Genomic DNA, 16,887 nt, shown 5'->3' with positions numbered 1-16,887 from the left:
TTTGGAAAGCAAAAATCCACGGGATTGGCTGGACTTTCCTATTACAGACTAGAATTTCTATTTTGTACCAAAGAGGCGGTCACCAGCATCTCCGAGACCTGGAACGATGTAGCCGTGTTCATTGAGGTGATCATCAAGGGCAGCAGTGAAGATATCTACATCAGGATGAGCATCCTGCAAGGCTTTGACACCTTCTGGAGCAGACACCAAGCAGACAAATGTAATGTTGCTTGCGCCACGTTTCTTCAGAGAATCCACAGCCAAGATAGCAGAACCACCAGTAGCCAACATTGGATCGACAACAAAGATTTGACGTTGGTCAATATCTTCTGGCAATTTTACCAAATATTCAACTGGCTTCAAGGTTTCTTCATCACGGTACATTCCGATGTGACCGACTTTAGCGGCAGGAACCAAGCTCAGAAGTCCATCCACCATACCGATACCAGCCCGCAAGATTGGGACAATAGCCAATTTTTTCCCTGCAATCTGCTTTTGAACAGTTTTCGTAATTGGTGTTTCAATTTCTACATCTTCAAGTGGTAAATCGCGCAAAACTTCGTATCCCATCAGCATTGCGATTTCATCTACTAATTCACGAAAAGCTTTGGTAGAGGTATCTGTACGACGCAAGATAGACAATTTATGCTGAATGAGCGGATGAGCGATAACTTCAAGTTTTCCCATGATTGGATTTCCTTCTTTCAATTTATTCTTCTTATTATATCAAAAAAGAAGAAAAAAGGCTTGTAACAAGCAAACCTTTTCATTAATTTTGATTTCTTTTGATAGAAAACTCTGATAAAACTTCAAATCTTATTAAATCCTATCAGATAGACTATTACACCAATCCTTCTAAGAGGCCTCTCATAAAGTTCTCAGAATTAAACTCACCGATGTCGTCAATTTTCTCGCCAAAACCAATCAGCTTCACTGGGATATCCAATTCCTGACGAATGGCAAGAACAACCCCACCGCGCGCAGTTCCGTCAATCTTAGTCAGGACAATACCTGTCACAGGTGTAATTTTTGAAAATTCCTTGGCTTGAACCAGCGCATTTTGACCCGTAGAGGCATCTAAAGCTAGGAAGGTTTCGTGTGGCGCTGCTGGATCTACCCGCTTGATAATGCGACCGATTTTTTCCAGCTCTGCCATGAGATTGTCCTTATTTTGCAAGCGACCAGCTGTATCAATCATGAGAATATCGACATTTTCAGCCTTGGCTCTTTCTAAACCGTCAAACACGACACTGGCTGGATCGCTCTTTTCTGGACCAGTCACGACAGGCACATCGACTCGGCGCCCCCACTCAGCCAGCTGGGCAACAGCTCCAGCTCGGAAGGTGTCTGCTGCTACCAGCATAACTTTTTTACCTTCTTGCTTGTATTTATAGGCCAATTTACCGATTGAGGTCGTCTTCCCTACGCCATTTACACCGACGAAGAGCATGACGGTCAAGTCCTTTTGCAGATTGATTTTTTCATTGAAACGGCCGTCTTTCTCATAGATATCGACCAATTTTTCAATGATGAGTTGGCGCAAGGCGTCTGGCTTCTTAGCATTTTCTAGACGAGCTTCATAGCGTAAGTCCTCAGTCAGATTGGAAGCTACCTGTACACCGACATCACTGGTAATCAGCAATTCTTCCAAGTCTTCAAAGAAATCTTCGTCAACTGAGCGGAAATTTGCAAAGAAGGCATTGAGACGAGCGCCAAAGCCAGTCCGCGTCTTTTTGAGACTGCGGTCATACTTTTCTTGAACGCTCTCTTCCTGGTATTCATTAGAACTTTCAGCTGTTTCTGCTTGAGTTAGTTCTTCCTCTGCCTCTTCTCCATACTCGGTCGAGTCTACTTGTAAGGAAGTGCTTGCTTCCTGCTCACTAGATACTTCTTGCTCTGGTTCGTGGCTGATTTGCTCTCTAGCTGCAGCCAAACGCTCCTGCAATTCTTGGTAATAATCTCTGCTTTCAGTCGCCGCTTCTGATTCGCTACTGCTTTCCAGAGCTTGATTTGCTGAAGTTTCAGACTGCTCTTCTGCCTCAGCCAAAACTTGTTCAGGACTTTCCTTGTCTTCAAGCACTGGTTCAGATAAGTCTGCTTGCTGACTAGTCGGAGCAAATTCCTGCTCAGAAGTTACGGAATCTACAAGCTCTCTATTCTCTTCTGACACAGACTCTACTATCGGAGTTTCCGCCGTTTCTTCATTAGAATCGGCAAAGGGCTGGGATTCTGTCTCAAAGGGGATTTCATCCTCTGCCTGCTGACTGCTATCCTCCGCTTGCTCCTCTAACTGGGGCTTTTCTTCCTGTTCTTCTTCCTGTTTTCGTCCAAAAAGACGATCAAATAATCCCATTCTTTAGTTCTCCTTCAATACATATTTCCGAATTGCCCAAGCAACTGCATCTTCATCATTGGTCATCGGAGTGACAACTTCTGCGACTTCCTTGACTTCTGGCACGGCATTTTGCATGGCAACGCCCAGACCAGCCCAAGCAATCATTGACAAATCATTGGCTTCGTCACCGCAGGCCATGACTTGGCTTTTATCAATTCCCAAGTGGGCAATCAGTTTCTCCAAACCAGTCGCCTTGTGGACATTTTTCGGTGACCATTCCAGCAGCATTTCTCGTGATTTGAAAATCTCATACTGGTCAAAAAGTTCGGGCGAAATGTGAGGAATGGCTGCATCCAAGGGTTCCTGAGCAAAGGCTGTGACGCACTTATTGTAGGTAATCTGGCTAGAAAGATCCTCAAAAGCAATGGATTCAAAATTCAGAGCTGGATTAAACTCCGCATAGAGCGATGCTTGGTCTGATTGAATCTGATAAACCAAGCCACCATCAATCGCATCCAGAGGTAGACCTAATTTCTCAGTCTCTTCAAAAATCCTAGCCACATCATCGTAGGCAAAAACTGTTTTATCCAAAATTTCGCCCGTATTGCGCTGAACTAGACCACCATTAAAGGTAATGGTGTATTCTTCTACCTGACCATCGGTACCCAGCTCATGCAGGAAAAATTCCATAGCCTTAAGTGGACGACCTGTGGTCAATACAACTTTGACTCCCTGCTGCTGAGCCGCTTTGAGCGCTGCTAGATTCTCTTCAGAAATCTTTTTATCCGTGGTCAAAAGCGTCCCGTCCAAGTCCAAAGCAATCAATTTAATATCAGCCATTATAAGCCCTCCATGTAAGTCATAACAGATTGGGCCGCATGGTGGCCAATCACTTCCTTAGCAATTGCCAAAATTTCCGGCCGCGCGTTTTCTGGTGCAATCGGGTGCCCCACCACCTGCATCATATGTAGGTCATTGAGATTATCACCAAAAGCCATGACCTGATCCATCTCTAGGCCTAGCTTCTTAGCCAGCTCGACAAGAGCCACCCCTTTATCCACATAATCCAGCACGATATCAATCGACTTATAGCCCGTTGTCATGGCCTTGACACCAGCGACATTTTCATTGACCCAGGCTTCACCATCTGCCACTGTTTCTTCGCTGAAATTAGTCGTGAATTTGAAAATCTCGTCTGTAATCTCACTAAAATCAGCTACCTTTTGGATATTTTCATTATAATTAGCGCTGAAAGAGAGATAAGCCGGATCTACTGTATCTAGGACATAACAGCCTTTTTTCCCTGTTAGGAGCAACTCGTTGATATTGACAAAGGGCGACTCCTTAAGCTTGTCAAATACCTTTAGATAAAATTCTCTTGGCATGGTAGCTTCGTATAAATCTTTCCCTTGAAACTCTACTAGGCTACCATTTTCTGCAATAAAGATAATATCATCCCGAACTTCATGAAAGAGCTTTTCAAGAGAGAGAATCCCTCGACCACTGGCAACAGCAAAGTAGATGCCCTTTTCTCTAAACTGAGCTAGCAGGTACTTGAGCCGTTCCATATCAAACTGGCCCTTGTCATCTAAAAAAGTACCATCCATATCTGTTGCTACTAATTTTATGCTCATACTATAAACTTTCTAAATCTTTTAACTTGACCGACACAATCTTGGAAACTCCTGACTCCTGCATGGTCACTCCATAGATGGAATCTGCCGCAGACATGGTTCCCTTGCGGTGGGTCACAACGATAAACTGGCTTTCTTTGTCAAAGCGGTTAAGATAATCTCCAAAGCGCTTAACATTGGCCTCATCCAGAGCTGCCTCAACTTCATCCAAGATGACAAAAGGAATAGTCTTGACGCGGATGATGGAGAAGAGAAGCGCCAAGGCTGACAGGGCTTTTTCCCCACCACTCATGAGATTGAGGGATTGGATTTTCTTGCCTGGAGGCTGAACTGAAATCTCTACCCCAGCTGTCAGCAGGTCTCCTTCTGTCAAGATCAGGTCCGCTGAACCGCCGCCAAACATCTGTCTAAAGGTCAGCTTGAAGCTTTCACGAATGGCTTCAAAAGTTGTTTGGAAACGTTCCTTGACTTCGTCATTCATCTCTTCAATGGTTTCCAAGAGGAGATTTTTAGCCGAGAGGACATCGTTCCGCTGACTATTGAGGAAATTCAGTCGGTTGCTGACTTCTTCAAATTGTTCTACTGCTTCCAGATTGACTGGTCCCAAAGCACGAATAGCCTTTTCTAAATCTTTGACTTGAGCCTCCGCAGCTGCAAGATTTTCCAAAGAACGCGCTCTTTGATCAGCCTCTTCAAAGCTGATCTGGTAATTATCCGTCAGATTGGTCAGCAGACGACGCAAGGCATCTGAAAATTTCTCTTTTTCTGCCTCTGCCTTGGCCTGACGGCGAATCAGACTTTCGTTTTGCTGACGGGCTTGATCTAAATGCCCTAGAATATCCTCAGACTGGCCCTCTAAGTCATCCAGCTCAAATTTGAGTCGGATGAGACTCTGATCCAAGTCTGTCTTTTTCTCTTGAGCAGTTTTGAGCTGTTCTTCCAAGACGGAAATATCCATCTTCTGGCTGACTGCTTCTTCCTTTTGCTCTATCAAAAGCTGCAAAGTAGCGACTTCCTTGTCCAGTGCAGCCTTCTCCTCTAGCAAACGCGATAAATCATTCTTCTCAAAGCGCTGGCTAGAAGTCAGCTCCGTGTCCTTCAATTTCAGTTCAGACAGGTTAGCCGATAGCTGATCGAAGCGATCCTGAACAGCGTTTTTATTCGACTTGACTTGCTCGATTTCAGCAGTAATGGCTACTTTGGAAGCCTCGATAGCCGACAGCCGCTCTTCCATTTTTTTCTTTTCAGCAAGCCCTGCAGTCTCAGACTGGCTAGCCAAATCTTGCTCCTGCAATTGCTCTAGCTGGCTGAGTTCCGCAACCCGCTCTGCAATCTGTTCGTAGGCCAACTTGACTCTTTGCTCCGTCAAGCGGGCTTGCTCACCCTCAGACTTGATGGCTTCCAAGGCTTGCTTGGCCTCTGATAGCTGAGACTGCAAGCTTTCGACTTGCTGCTCCTGAGCTTTTAGCTTCTGAGACTGCTGCTCCATTTCTACGAGCAGGCTGTCCAGTTCAGGCTTGATAAAGATTGTGTTATTATTGCGATTAGCTCCTCCGGCATAAGAACCGCCTGTGCGCAGTTCCGTACCGTCCAGCGTGACAATTCTTACTTGGTAACGAACCTGACGGGCAGCTGCACGCGCATGTTCAACCGTATCAAAAATAGCGGTTATTCCCAGCAGATTTTGGAAAATATTCTCCAAACCTGCCTCATAGGTCACCAGCTCTGAAGCCAAACCTAGGAAGCCAGGACTAGCCTCAATTCGAGATTGATTTTGCTCAGGAAGTTGACGAGCCTTGATGGTCGTCAGAGGCAGGAAAGTAGCCCGACCAGCCCGATTTTTCTTGAGAAAATCGATGGCTCTGGTCGCTGCTCCCTCGTCCTCAACGATGATATGCTGGCTGCTTGCCCCCAGCGCAATTTCNAAAGCAGTCTGGTANTGAGNATCGAAGCTTAATTTCTCGCTGACTGCCCCGACAATACCACCCAGACGATCAGCCTCCTGCAGGACGCTTTTTACACCTGCATAAAAATTACTGTGATTTTTAAGGATAGCTTCTAAACTGGCTGCACGGGCTTTTTTATTTTTCAAATCATCCAGCAGGGCAAACATGCTGGTCTGCTCATTTTGATAAGCAGTCGCCAACTTCTCGACCTGCCCCTGCTGCTCCTGATACTGATCTAGCAAGGCTCTGAGGGCAGTCTGAGCCTCTTCTAATTCCGCCTGTCGATCCGCTTCTTCTGCCCTACCAGCTTTTAAATCAGCCTGCAGTTTGCTAAACTCAGCCTGTTTGCTGGCAGCTTGACTACGCTCATTCTCCAGACGATTTTCGAGCGATGTCAAGTCGTTAGACAGATCCGCTTCTTCTTGCATGAGCTTGACGTAACGATCCCGCAGATTTTCAATCAACTGATCCGGGTCATCTGAAAAGTCCGCCAATTCTGCTTCCAACTGGCTCATAGCCTCTTGATTTTCTGTCAACTGGACTGCTAAATCAGCTAGATGAGCTTCCTTGGAGGAAATATCAGCTGTCAACTGCTGGCTTTTTTCTCTCAACCCAGCCAAACGTTCTTCATTTTCCAAACGGCTGTTGGCCGCCTGACTAGACTCCAACTTAGCTAGGTCTATCTGGCGTTCCAAATCACTGATCAAACGCGTCAGCTCCAAAAGACTGGCCTGATCGTCAGACAGTTTTTGACTCACTTCCTGGCGTTTGACCTTAATCTCTTGATTTTCACGTTCCAACTCATCCCGTTTCGTATAATAGGCCACCAGCTCCTGCTTGATACTCTCCAAATCAGCCTCTGCCACCGTCAAATCAGTTTTATTCGCCTTAATTTGAGCCACCAAAACATCCAGATAGAGCTCCTGACGCTCTTGATTCAGTTCTAAAAAGCGCTTAGCAGTCTCAGCCTGCTTTTCCAGTGGCTTGACTTGACTATCCAGCTCGTAGATAATGTCTTCCAAGCGATCCAGATTGTCTTGAGTCTGCGCTAGCTTGCTCTCTGTTTCCTTGCGGCGGGTCTTGTATTTGAGCACTCCAGCCGCTTCTTCAAAGATAGCCCGACGCTCTTCTGGTTTGCTGTTAAAGATTTCCTCGACCTTCCCTTGGGAAATGATGGAGAAGGAATCTCGTCCTAGCCCTGTATCCATGAAAAGGTCATGGACATCGCGCAGCCGAACCTTTTTACCGTCAATCTTGTACTCGCTATCACCACTACGATAGATATGGCGCTCGACACGGATTTCCTTGCCAGCCTGCTTGATAAACTGGTCCTGATTATCCAAAATCACAACGACCGAAGCATAGTTGAGGGGCTTGCGGTTCTCCGTCCCAGCAAAAATAACATCGGGCATCTTACCGCCCCGCAGACTCTTGACGCTCGACTCACCCAGAGCCCAGCGCAGGCTCTCTGTAATGTTGGACTTGCCTGAGCCATTGGGACCAACAACAGCAGTCACCCCTTGGTCAAAAACCACCTTGGTCTTGTCTGCAAATGACTTGAAGCCCTGAATTTCAATTTCCTTTAAAAACATTAGTGACTTTCCTTTTCAAATGCATCCTTGGCAGCTTCCTGCTCAGCCAGTTTCTTAGAACGGCCTTGTCCCTGACCTGCTTTCTGACCATTAATCAATACAGCCACAGCAAAATTCTTAGCATGGGCTGGCCCTGTCTCATCTGTAACCTGATAGACAATCTCCACATCGCCATTAACCTGCAGAAGTTCCTGCAGCTTGGTCTTATAGTCAGTCACCTGCTCAAAGTCTCCTGCTTCCACCTTGGGAATCATGACTTGATAAATAAAGTCCTTAACAGTCTCCACATCCTTATCCAAAAGAAGGGCACCCAAAAAGGCCTCAAATAAGTCACCCAGAATGGTATCGCGATTGCGGCCTCCGGACTTTTCCTCACCGCGACCCAGCTTGATAAACTGATCAAACTGACAGTCCCGTGCAAAGCCAGCTAAACTCTCCTCCCGAACAATCATAGAGCGTAGTTTTGACAAATCTCCTTCTGGTTTTTTGGGGTATTTTTTATATAAATACTCAGAAATAATCAGCTGCAGAACAGCGTCTCCTAAAAATTCCAGGCGTTCATTGTGTGAAATTTTTAAGAGGCGGTGCTCATTGGCATAGCTGGTGTGAGTAAAAGCGGTCTCTAGCAGACTGCTGTCTTCAAACACCAGTCCAAACTGCTCCAGCAGTGCATCTTTTAAATGTTCCATAGTTTCTTTTTCATGCTAGGCCAAGGCAGAGCATGAGTCCAATCCGTCCTTTCTAAAATGATGTTCTTTGTGAACTATCTACCATTATACCAAAAAACAAGTGTCAACGCACTTGTTTACTTGTCTTCTTAGCGTAATTCCCGGTCTATTCCTTATCTGGGATGACCTTGAAAAGGTAATAAGTAATAAAGATTGTCAGGGCGAACAAGAAAATTTTCACCCAAATAATGGGCGCGAAAGTAATAGAAATTCCCATCAAGATATAGATGGACACGATAATCTTTTTCTTGCGCTCTTTGGCAATCGAGCCAGTCTCCCGAAAATCTGCGACATAGATTTGATACATTTTGGTGTGATAAAGCCAATTCTCAATCCGCTTGGAGCTACGCGAAAAGCAAGCAATAGACAAAAGCAAAAATGGGGTCGTAGGAAGAAGGGGCAGAAAAATCCCCAGCACTCCTAAGGCCAAAGATAGACAGGCAATCACAAAATAAATCAAGCGCATTTGGTTTCCTCACGTAGATTTTCATAGTCGTTCTTCATTTCAATTCTTTAGCTTCCTTTCTAGTATAAAAAACAAGCTAAAAAATATAAAACTAGTTTCCCATAAATAATAATTCTTGTCAATCCTAAAAAAGAGGTTGGGACAAAAGTCCTAGCCCCTCAATTGTCTTTGGATTGTCGAGCAAGACGCAGTGGTTGAGTGGGTTCTACTACGCTGATTTCATCAGCTTTTACAGCCCTATTCAACTGTGCGGAGGTGGGACGACGAAATCGAATTCTAACGAATTACCGATTTCCGTCCCACTCTCTTTCTGAGCGACTGATGATTAGATATTTACCAAAGGCGTTGCAGTGTCAGGAGAAGTATCAAAGACTTGGAAATCATGACCCACTGGCAAGTCAGCTTGAGCCAGTTGATTGACCATAGTCATATGAGCCAGCTCCTTGATATTATTTTCCTTGCTCAAATGCCCCAGATAAATGCGCTTGGTGCGATTGCCAAGTGTGCGAATCATGGTCTCTGCACCGTCTTCGTTGGATAAATGCCCCAAGTCAGACAGGATGCGCTGTTTCAGACTCCACGGATAAGCACCGCTCCGGAGAATCTCGATATCATGATTGCTCTCGATCAAATAAGCATCTGCATTCTCAATCACTCCAGCCATGCGGTCGCTAACATAGCCCGTATCCGTCAGCATGACAAAGCTCTTGTCATCCTTCATAAAGCGGTAAAACTGAGGAGCAGCCGCATCATGGCTCACTCCAAAACTTTCGATATCGAGGTCACCGAAGGTCTTCATCTTACCCATTTCAAAGATATGCTTCTGACTGGCATCCAGCTTGCCCAAGTCCTTTTCCATCGCTCGCCAGGTTGCTTCGTTGGCATAAATATCTAGATTGTACTTACGCGCCAAAACTCCTACACCATGGATGTGATCCTTGTGCTCATGGGTGACCAAAATAGCATCTAAATCTTCTGGTTTGCGATCAATTTCACTCAAAAGGCTGGTAATTTTTTTCCCTGATAGACCAGCATCGACAAGTAGGCGTTTTTGGTCTGTTTCCAGATAAAAGCAATTACCACTCGAGCCTGATGCTAGAATACTATATTGAAATCCCTTAGTCATGTTCACTTTCTACATTCTCTTCATTTTCCCAGTCATCTACACGGACAGCATCGTTATCATATGGAAGGACGATAGTAAAGGTAGAGCCCTTTCCGTACTCACTTTTGGCCCAGATAAAGCCATGATGCTGCTTGATAATTTCTTTAGCAATAGCCAGACCCAAGCCCGTTCCTCCCTGGGCTCGACTGCGGGCCTTATCCACCCGATAGAAACGATCAAAAATCTTTGGCAGATCCTGCTTGGGAATGCCCAAACCTTCATCCGAAATTGAAAGAATCAACTGAACATCTGTTGTCCTCACAGAAACCGTAATCGTCCCACCATCAGGTGAATACTTGATGGCATTGTTCATGATATTATCAATAACCTGAGTCATCTTATCCGTATCAATCTCTACCCAAATCGGCGTAATTGAATAATCCCTGATAATCTCATATTTTTTGGTCTCATCCTGATTTTTTATCTTATCAAAACGGTTGAGGATATAGGTGATAAAGGCCGTAAAATTGGTCAGCTCAACGTCCAGATGGCTGGTATTATTATCAATCCGCGATAAGCTAAGCAAGTCCGTCACCATCCGCATCATCCGATTTGTCTCAGTTAGTGAGACTTTGACAAATTCCGGTGCAACAGGCTCTGACAGAGCGCCATCGTCTAAAGCCTCCAGATAGGATTTTACACTGGTTAGAGGCGTCCGCAATTCATGGCTAACATTGGAAACGAAAAGCCGACGCTCCCGTTCTTCCTTGTCTTGCTCCGTTGTATCGTGCAACACTGCTACCAACCCTGATATAAAACCTGACTCCCGTCTGATCAAGGCAAATCGAACCCGCAAGCTTACGTATTCGCCGTTTTCGTCTTGAGAATCAATGGTCAATTCTGGAACATTGGTAATCAATTCGCGTAGATCGTACTCATCGGCAATATCCAGCAAATCTAAAATACTGGTATTAAGCACATCATCACGTTTGACCCCCAATTGCTTGGTTGCCATATCATTGATGGTAATAATCTGCCCTCGACGATTGGTCGCAAGCACACCATCCGTCATATAAGACAAGATGCTGGATAGACGCTTGGTCTCTTGCTCCAAATTTTCATGCGTCAGGCGAATCACTTCAGAAAGATCATTAATGGAATTGGTCATGTCCGTGATTTCAGGACTGCCCTGCATATCTAAAACTTCTGAATAATCTCCTGCAATCAATCCCTTGATCTTTTGATTTAACTGCACCAGCTTTTGAGTATCTCGTCGATTTTCCAGAAGTAAAAGAGCCACAACGATGATAAATCCGACAACAATCAGTGAAAAGACAAAGTCAGGAGAAAGCACAAATTCTTTTAGCGTTTCAATCATTATTTCTTATGTAATAACCGACACCGCGGCGAGTCAAGATGTACTCTGGACGGCTTGGAGTATCTTCGATTTTTTCGCGCAGACGACGAATGGTCACATCGACTGTCCGCACATCTCCAAAGTAATCATAGCCCCAGACGGTTTCCAGCAAGTGCTCACGCGTCATAACCTGACCAACATGAGTAGCCAAATGGTGCAAGAGTTCAAATTCACGATGGGTCAATTCCAATTCTTTCCCATGTTTTTTCACCACAAAAGCATCTGGAAGAATCTGCAAATCCCCAATAAACAATTCCTTTGGACTGCTCTCGTCCACATGACTATCTGGGATTAATTCAGAACGGCGCAACAAGGCCTTGACCCGAGCCAGTAATTCACGATTTGAAAAGGGCTTGGTCACATAGTCATCGGCACCGATTTCCAGACCGATTACCTTATCAAATTCGCTATCTTTGGCCGAAAGTACAATAATCGGCACATTGCTGGTCTTGCGGATGGTCCGAGCAACATCCAGTCCATCCACTTCTGGCAACATCAAATCCAGAATTAAGATATCCGGCTGCTCTGCTTCAAACATTTCTAGAGCTTCTTTACCATCAAAGGCTGTCAGTACTTCATAGCCTTCCTTAGCCATGTTAAACTTTATAATGTCCGAGATTGGCTTCTCGTCATCTACAACTAATATTTTTTTCATTTTTTACCTTCATATCTATACGATTTTTAAGCTTAGACATCTATTGTTTTTGTACTTGTCCTACTGCTCCATAAGCACTATTATATCAAATTTTCCTTAAAAAATACTATTTTCGCACACTATATTCCAACATTCTTGTAAAAATTTTACCCTATCTTTCTTTCTCCCAAAAATCTCAATCAAGGATGAGGAATCCTCACTAAAATCCTTGATTTTTTTCACTTTTTCTGCAAAAATAGAGGCATAGAAAGAAGGTTGAACTATGACAAAAATCAATCAAATCATCACTTATCTTGAAAATGAAAAGCAGGATGTAGCTGTAATCTCCGATCCTGTAACCATTCATTACCTAACAGGCTTTTACAGCGATCCACATGAACGCCAGATGTTCCTATTCGTCTACACTGACCATGAGCCACTTCTTTTCGTACCAGCACTGGAAGTTGAGCGTGCTTCTTCTACCGTAGACTTTCAGGTTGTGGGCTATGTCGATTCTGAAAATCCTTGGGAAAAAATCAAGGCTTCCCTACCATCTCACACCTTCAAACAAGTAGCGGTCGAGTTTGACAATCTGATTTTAACCAAGTACCACGGCCTGCGTACCGTTTTTGATGGGGCTGAATTTGTCAATTTGACTCCTTACATCAACCGCTTGCGCTTGATCAAGTCAGCCGATGAAATCCAGAAAATGCTAGTAGCCGGCAAGTATGCTGACAAGGCTGTCAACATCGGTTTTGACAATATTTCACTAGAAAATACTGAAACAGACATCATCGCTCAAATCGACTTCGCCATCAAGCGAGAAGGCTACGAAATGAGCTTTGAAACTATGGTTCTGACAGGCAATAACGCAGCCAATCCGCACGGCATTCCCGGAGCCAATAAGATCGAAAACAATGCCCTTCTTCTCTTTGACCTTGGCTGCATGGTCAATGGCTATGCCAGCGATATGACACGGACCGTTGCTGTCGGCCAGCCAGATCAGTTCAAAAAAGATATCTACTATCTGACATTGGAAGCCCAGCAAGCAGCGCTTGATTTTATCAAACCAGGCGTCACAGCTCATGAAGTAGACCGCGCCGCCCGTGAAGTCATCGAAAAAGCTGGTTATGGCGAATACTTTAACCACCGCCTTGGACACGGTATCGGTATGGATGTCCACGAATTTCCATCCATCATGGAGGGCAACGACATGGTCATCGAAGAAGGCATGTGCTTCTCTGTTGAGCCTGGCATCTACATCCCTGGCAAGGTCGGTGTCCGTATCGAAGACTGCGGCCATGTCACTAAGAATGGTTTTGAAATCTTCACCGAGACTAGCAAGGACTTGTTGTATTTTGAATAGAATAACAGAAAAGCACCGTTCGGTGCTTTTTTAGCTTATCAATAGTTTTATTTATCCTGTTGTCTTCTCCCCAGCCTCCAACTCCAGTAGGAAGGCTTTTTTATCAAGGCCATCGGCATAACCGGTTAGTTTGCCGTCGCTTCCGACAATCCGATGGCAAGGAATCAGAAGGGAAATGGGATTATGACCAATGGCGCCACCAACTGCTCTAGCAGAGCCAATTTTCCCATACTCATCCTGCAATTCCCGCAAAATATCTGAATAGGTAGCCGTTTGTCCATAGGGAATCTTCTGCAGTACTGTCAGAACCTTGCTTCTAAACTCAGTCACTTGAGGCGCAAGCGGTATCTCATCAGTCGCAGGATTTTCTCCCTTAAAATAAGCATCCAGCCAGGCAGAGACGCGTCGGCTGACTTCTGTCTCCTCCTGCTGCGCTTGCTCTAGATTATAGCCTGCCCCAAAATATTTTTGATTCTCCAGCCAAAGTCCCAACAAGGCATTTGCGTCTGTCAAGATAAGAATCCGGCCAATCGGTGATGCATAATAAGTCTTGTACATATTTTTTCTTTCTTTTAGCTTTTTGATATGCCTTATTATACCACTCTTGTCTTAATTTTTGCCACAATCCCATCTGGATCTGTGATTTCTAGCTCTTGGGAGCTAATCCATCGGACTGGCGCCTGCAAGTCCAGAGCATTTTCATAAATAGCTACTAGGTCTTCTTTTCCTTCTACTTCCGCCTCAAAATAGGCTAGTCCCTGTTGTTTAGGTTGGCGATGATTCAAGTGAGAACCTCCCCATTCATTGACGGCTAAATGATGATGGTAGTTTCCGGATGCCAGCCAGCTTGCAGAAGGTACAGAAAATTTGTCCTCCAAGCCTAGAAGTTTTTGGTAAAAATGACTGGCTGCTCTGCTATTTTTCACAGACAGGTGGACATGGCCCATACGAGTTCCTTCAGCAATACTAAACGGCTGGACTTCCTGACCTAGTTCATAGATTTCTTGAGCCGCGAGCGCTTCCGTCACTCCGATAATGCGGCCATCTTCTCGAATATCCCAATCAGCCTGAGGTTTGTCCCGATAAAGCTCAATGCCATTGCCTTCTGGATCCTCCAGATAAATGGCTTCACTATAACCGTGGTCCGCTCCTCCGACCATAGGAACTCTATTTTCTGATAAATGCTTAAGGATATCCGCTAAAGCTTGACGGCTTGGAAGCAAGAGTGCCAGATGATAAAGACCGTAAGCCGACTTAACTGACTGCCGGTCACTGGTTGCTAAGAGTTTCACCAGCGCTTGTCCGTCCCTGCCCAAAGCCACCTGTCCGTCCTGCTCTTCCAAAAGCTCCAGCCCTAAAACGCGCTGATAAAAGTCCTTTTGTCTTGCTAGGTCTGCTACATAAAGTGCCACCTCTCCTAGATAAATCTTGCTTTCATATTCAAAAGTCATGTACTTTCTCCTCTCTTCGATTCTAAATTTTAGCAGTTCTTCTGCTCAATCTTTTTTTATTTCCCCAAAACAGAGATACGTTTCTTGATGTGGCTGCCCTTTTCAATCTCATCCAGCATAGCCACAGCATAATCTGCATAGCTAATTCGACTTTGACCGGCTTCATTGACAGTAAAGACCTCGCCAGCTAGGATATAATCGCCCGTCTTAGCACCATCTGCATCAAAATCTGCTGCAGGACTGATGTAGGTCCATAGAACATTATCAAACTGACGCAAATGAGCTAGCCCTTCCGCCATAGCTTTAGCCAAAGGCTTGTAATCTGCTGGAAAATCTGGTGTATCTGACAGCTGGATGCTCATTTCTGGATCCATATAGAGGCTGCCTGCACCACCGACAATCAACAATCGAATCTTTGTATCTGCCAAAAGCATTGCTAGATGTTCCAATGAACTTGTATGCTGAGGCAGGTTGTCGCGTGCAAAAGCTCCAAAAGCTGATACGACTGCATCAAACTCAAGTAGGTCTTCCTTAGTCAGGTCAAACAAATCTTTAATCAATTCATGCTGGGCCTCACTTTTATTAGCTGACCGAACGATGGCCGTTACATCATGCCCCCGCTCAACTGCTTCATTCACGATGAGGCTGCCAGCTTTTCCATTTGCTCCGATTACTGCGATTTTCATAGTCTTATCCTCCGATAGTTAATTTTGTATTGTAATTGTTTTTGTTACATCTAGTAGTATACCACGCCTTAATGTAACGTCAATGATTACATCTAGGAATATTATTCACCCAAAAAAACAATCTGCTCACTAGGAAACAGATTGTTCTTTTATTTCTTTTTCGGTTGCTGCGACGACCTCATCAAGGCTGGTCTGAGCCAATTCAGCTTCCATGGCTGCTTGAATAGCCGCCAAGCGGTCATCTAAGACATTGTGAATGTTCTTGCCGATAGGACAGTCTGGATTGGGCTTGTCATGAAAGCTAAAGAGCTGGCCACTCTTGCCCAGACATTCAACCGCACTATAGATATCCAACAGGCTAATGTCTTTCAAATTTTTGGCAATCTCTGCTCCTCCAGTCCCACGAGCAACGGTAATCATCCCGGCATTCTTGAGCTGGGACAGGGTCTTGCGGATAATAACTGGATTGACGCCGACACTTCCAGCAAGAATATCACTTGTCAGTTTTCGCTTTTTTCCCTCCAAAGCCAGTACAATCAGCATATGCGTGGCAATGGTAAAACGGCTAGAAATCTGCATTTTTCTCCTCCCTCATCATTTTCTCTCACTATTATATCTCAAAAATGGTGTAACTTCAAGAGTTACGACCAGACTTTAAGAAAGCTGCAATCTCATCTGCATAGCCTTCACGCTCGCTAATCTCTCGCAACAAGTCGTGGTTGTGGGTATGGTGGATACCATTGACCAAACTCTCCCGATAAATCTCATAGTAAGGCAAGTGGAACTCCCGAGCCAATCTCAGCTCCTGCTCCACATCGTAGGCCACGCGCCGAAGGTCGACATCAGCCAGACCCATCTGATCTATCTCTAAGATGGCATACTGGGCTCGCAAGTCCTGACGCAAAGCTGAATCAAGAAAGAATGGCTGGCCAATAGAGCCGGGATTGATAATCAGCTGGCCCTGAGTCCCATAACGAAGAAACTGCTGATGGATATGACCATAAACAGCAACAGCACAGTCATTGCCCTCGAAAAGGCGGTCGAAATAACTCTGCTCGCCAATATGAATCAACTCCCGCCCCCAATTCTTATCTGGCAGATGGTGGCTAACCGCAATCTTCAATCCCTCTACTTCTGTCAGGATCTGTAGGGGAAGCTCCTGCATACGGTCAATCTCTTCAGGCTTGATTTCTTCTAGGACAAAATGACAGAGCCGGGTCAGGTAGAGATGGCTGGGACGTGTCAAGTCTAACTTTTGGTGCAGGGCATGCCAGAGGCTGTCTTCCCAATTCCCTCTGACCTGGAGGCTGATGGGCAGCTGCTCCATCCTATCTAAGATATTTCTGCGACCGGTTCCTGGCAGAAGCAAATCCCCTAAAAACCAATAGTCTGTCACCTGCTGGCTTTCCGCATCCGCAAGTACTGCTTCCAAGGCTGTGCTATTCCCATGCACATCGGATAATAAGGCAATTTTTCGTGTCATTGTGTGTCTTTCTCTTTCTTTACAAAGAATATTATATCAAAGTT

The 16,887-nt window shown here is 45.0% G+C and carries 16 protein-coding genes; 1 reads left to right on the top strand and 15 read right to left on the bottom strand.

The window, feature by feature from the left end:
* Window positions 1–57 precede the first annotated feature (57 nt).
* The 10 genes from upp to yycF form a co-directional block, all read right to left on the bottom strand.
* Window positions 58–687 (bottom strand): uracil phosphoribosyltransferase, encoded by a 630-nt coding sequence (gene upp, locus D8792_RS08980; protein ID WP_015605186.1) that lies wholly within the window; start codon window positions 685–687, stop codon window positions 58–60.
* A 154-nt stretch (window positions 688–841) separates the two neighbouring features.
* On the bottom strand, window positions 842–2,353 hold the full coding sequence (gene ftsY / locus D8792_RS08970; RefSeq protein ID WP_125373732.1) for a signal recognition particle-docking protein FtsY: 1,512 nt from the start codon (window positions 2,351–2,353) through the stop codon (window positions 842–844).
* 3 nt (window positions 2,354–2,356) lie between these two features.
* Complete coding sequence (locus D8792_RS08965; RefSeq protein ID WP_125373731.1) at window positions 2,357–3,175, bottom strand: Cof-type HAD-IIB family hydrolase; 819 nt, start codon at window positions 3,173–3,175, stop codon at window positions 2,357–2,359.
* Window positions 3,175–3,969 (bottom strand): Cof-type HAD-IIB family hydrolase, encoded by a 795-nt coding sequence (locus D8792_RS08960; RefSeq protein WP_125373730.1) that lies wholly within the window; start codon window positions 3,967–3,969, stop codon window positions 3,175–3,177. The genes D8792_RS08965 and D8792_RS08960 overlap by 1 nt, the downstream gene beginning before the upstream one ends.
* A 1-nt stretch (window position 3,970) precedes the next feature.
* Window positions 3,971–7,507: a chromosome segregation protein SMC gene (smc, locus tag D8792_RS08955; protein ID WP_125373729.1), complete on the bottom strand. Its 3,537-nt coding sequence runs from the start codon at window positions 7,505–7,507 to the stop codon at window positions 3,971–3,973.
* A complete protein-coding gene (gene rnc / locus D8792_RS08950) occupies window positions 7,507–8,196 on the bottom strand; it encodes a ribonuclease III (protein ID WP_125373728.1) in 690 nt (229 codons plus the stop codon). The genes smc and rnc overlap by 1 nt, the downstream gene beginning before the upstream one ends.
* A gap of 145 nt (window positions 8,197–8,341) precedes the next feature.
* A complete protein-coding gene (locus D8792_RS08945) occupies window positions 8,342–8,701 on the bottom strand; it encodes a YbaN family protein (RefSeq protein WP_125373727.1) in 360 nt (119 codons plus the stop codon).
* 325 nt (window positions 8,702–9,026) lie between these two features.
* Complete coding sequence (gene walJ / locus D8792_RS08935) at window positions 9,027–9,827, bottom strand: exodeoxyribonuclease WalJ (RefSeq protein ID WP_048763295.1); 801 nt, start codon at window positions 9,825–9,827, stop codon at window positions 9,027–9,029.
* Window positions 9,820–11,184: a cell wall metabolism sensor histidine kinase VicK gene (gene vicK / locus D8792_RS08930; RefSeq protein WP_125373726.1), complete on the bottom strand. Its 1,365-nt coding sequence runs from the start codon at window positions 11,182–11,184 to the stop codon at window positions 9,820–9,822. Before vicK ends, walJ begins: the two co-directional genes overlap by 8 nt.
* The gene (gene yycF, locus D8792_RS08925; RefSeq protein ID WP_005589489.1) at window positions 11,177–11,878 is read right to left on the bottom strand and encodes a response regulator YycF; all 702 of its coding nucleotides are present in this window, start codon (window positions 11,876–11,878) and stop codon (window positions 11,177–11,179) included. The genes vicK and yycF overlap by 8 nt, the downstream gene beginning before the upstream one ends.
* Window positions 11,879–12,140: 262 nt before the next feature.
* On the opposite strand from yycF, the gene D8792_RS08915 reads away from it, so the two are divergent.
* Window positions 12,141–13,223: a M24 family metallopeptidase gene (locus tag D8792_RS08915; protein WP_125373724.1), complete on the top strand. Its 1,083-nt coding sequence runs from the start codon at window positions 12,141–12,143 to the stop codon at window positions 13,221–13,223.
* A 51-nt stretch (window positions 13,224–13,274) separates the two neighbouring features.
* Here the strand turns inward: D8792_RS08915 and D8792_RS08910 are convergent, their stop codons facing one another.
* From D8792_RS08910 to D8792_RS08890, 5 genes are all read right to left on the bottom strand, one after another.
* The gene (locus tag D8792_RS08910; protein ID WP_125373723.1) at window positions 13,275–13,781 is read right to left on the bottom strand and encodes a methylated-DNA--[protein]-cysteine S-methyltransferase; all 507 of its coding nucleotides are present in this window, start codon (window positions 13,779–13,781) and stop codon (window positions 13,275–13,277) included.
* A 35-nt stretch (window positions 13,782–13,816) separates the two neighbouring features.
* Window positions 13,817–14,674: a VOC family protein gene (locus D8792_RS08905; protein ID WP_125373722.1), complete on the bottom strand. Its 858-nt coding sequence runs from the start codon at window positions 14,672–14,674 to the stop codon at window positions 13,817–13,819.
* A 56-nt stretch (window positions 14,675–14,730) separates the two neighbouring features.
* The gene (locus D8792_RS08900; RefSeq protein WP_125373721.1) at window positions 14,731–15,360 is read right to left on the bottom strand and encodes an NAD(P)-dependent oxidoreductase; all 630 of its coding nucleotides are present in this window, start codon (window positions 15,358–15,360) and stop codon (window positions 14,731–14,733) included.
* Between the two features lie 129 nt (window positions 15,361–15,489).
* Entirely contained in the window at window positions 15,490–15,939 is a 450-nt protein-coding gene (locus D8792_RS08895; protein WP_125373720.1) for an Rrf2 family transcriptional regulator, read from the bottom strand.
* 55 nt (window positions 15,940–15,994) lie between these two features.
* Window positions 15,995–16,843: a metallophosphoesterase family protein gene (locus tag D8792_RS08890; RefSeq protein WP_125373719.1), complete on the bottom strand. Its 849-nt coding sequence runs from the start codon at window positions 16,841–16,843 to the stop codon at window positions 15,995–15,997.
* Between the last annotated feature and the right edge of the window lie 44 nt (window positions 16,844–16,887).

Origin of the sequence: Streptococcus cristatus (assembly GCF_003943505.1) — a bacterium.
GTDB classification, from domain to species: domain Bacteria; phylum Bacillota; class Bacilli; order Lactobacillales; family Streptococcaceae; genus Streptococcus; species Streptococcus cristatus_E.
Note: the sequence above shows the minus strand (reverse complement) of the source record. Positions and strands in the feature narration are given on the sequence as shown.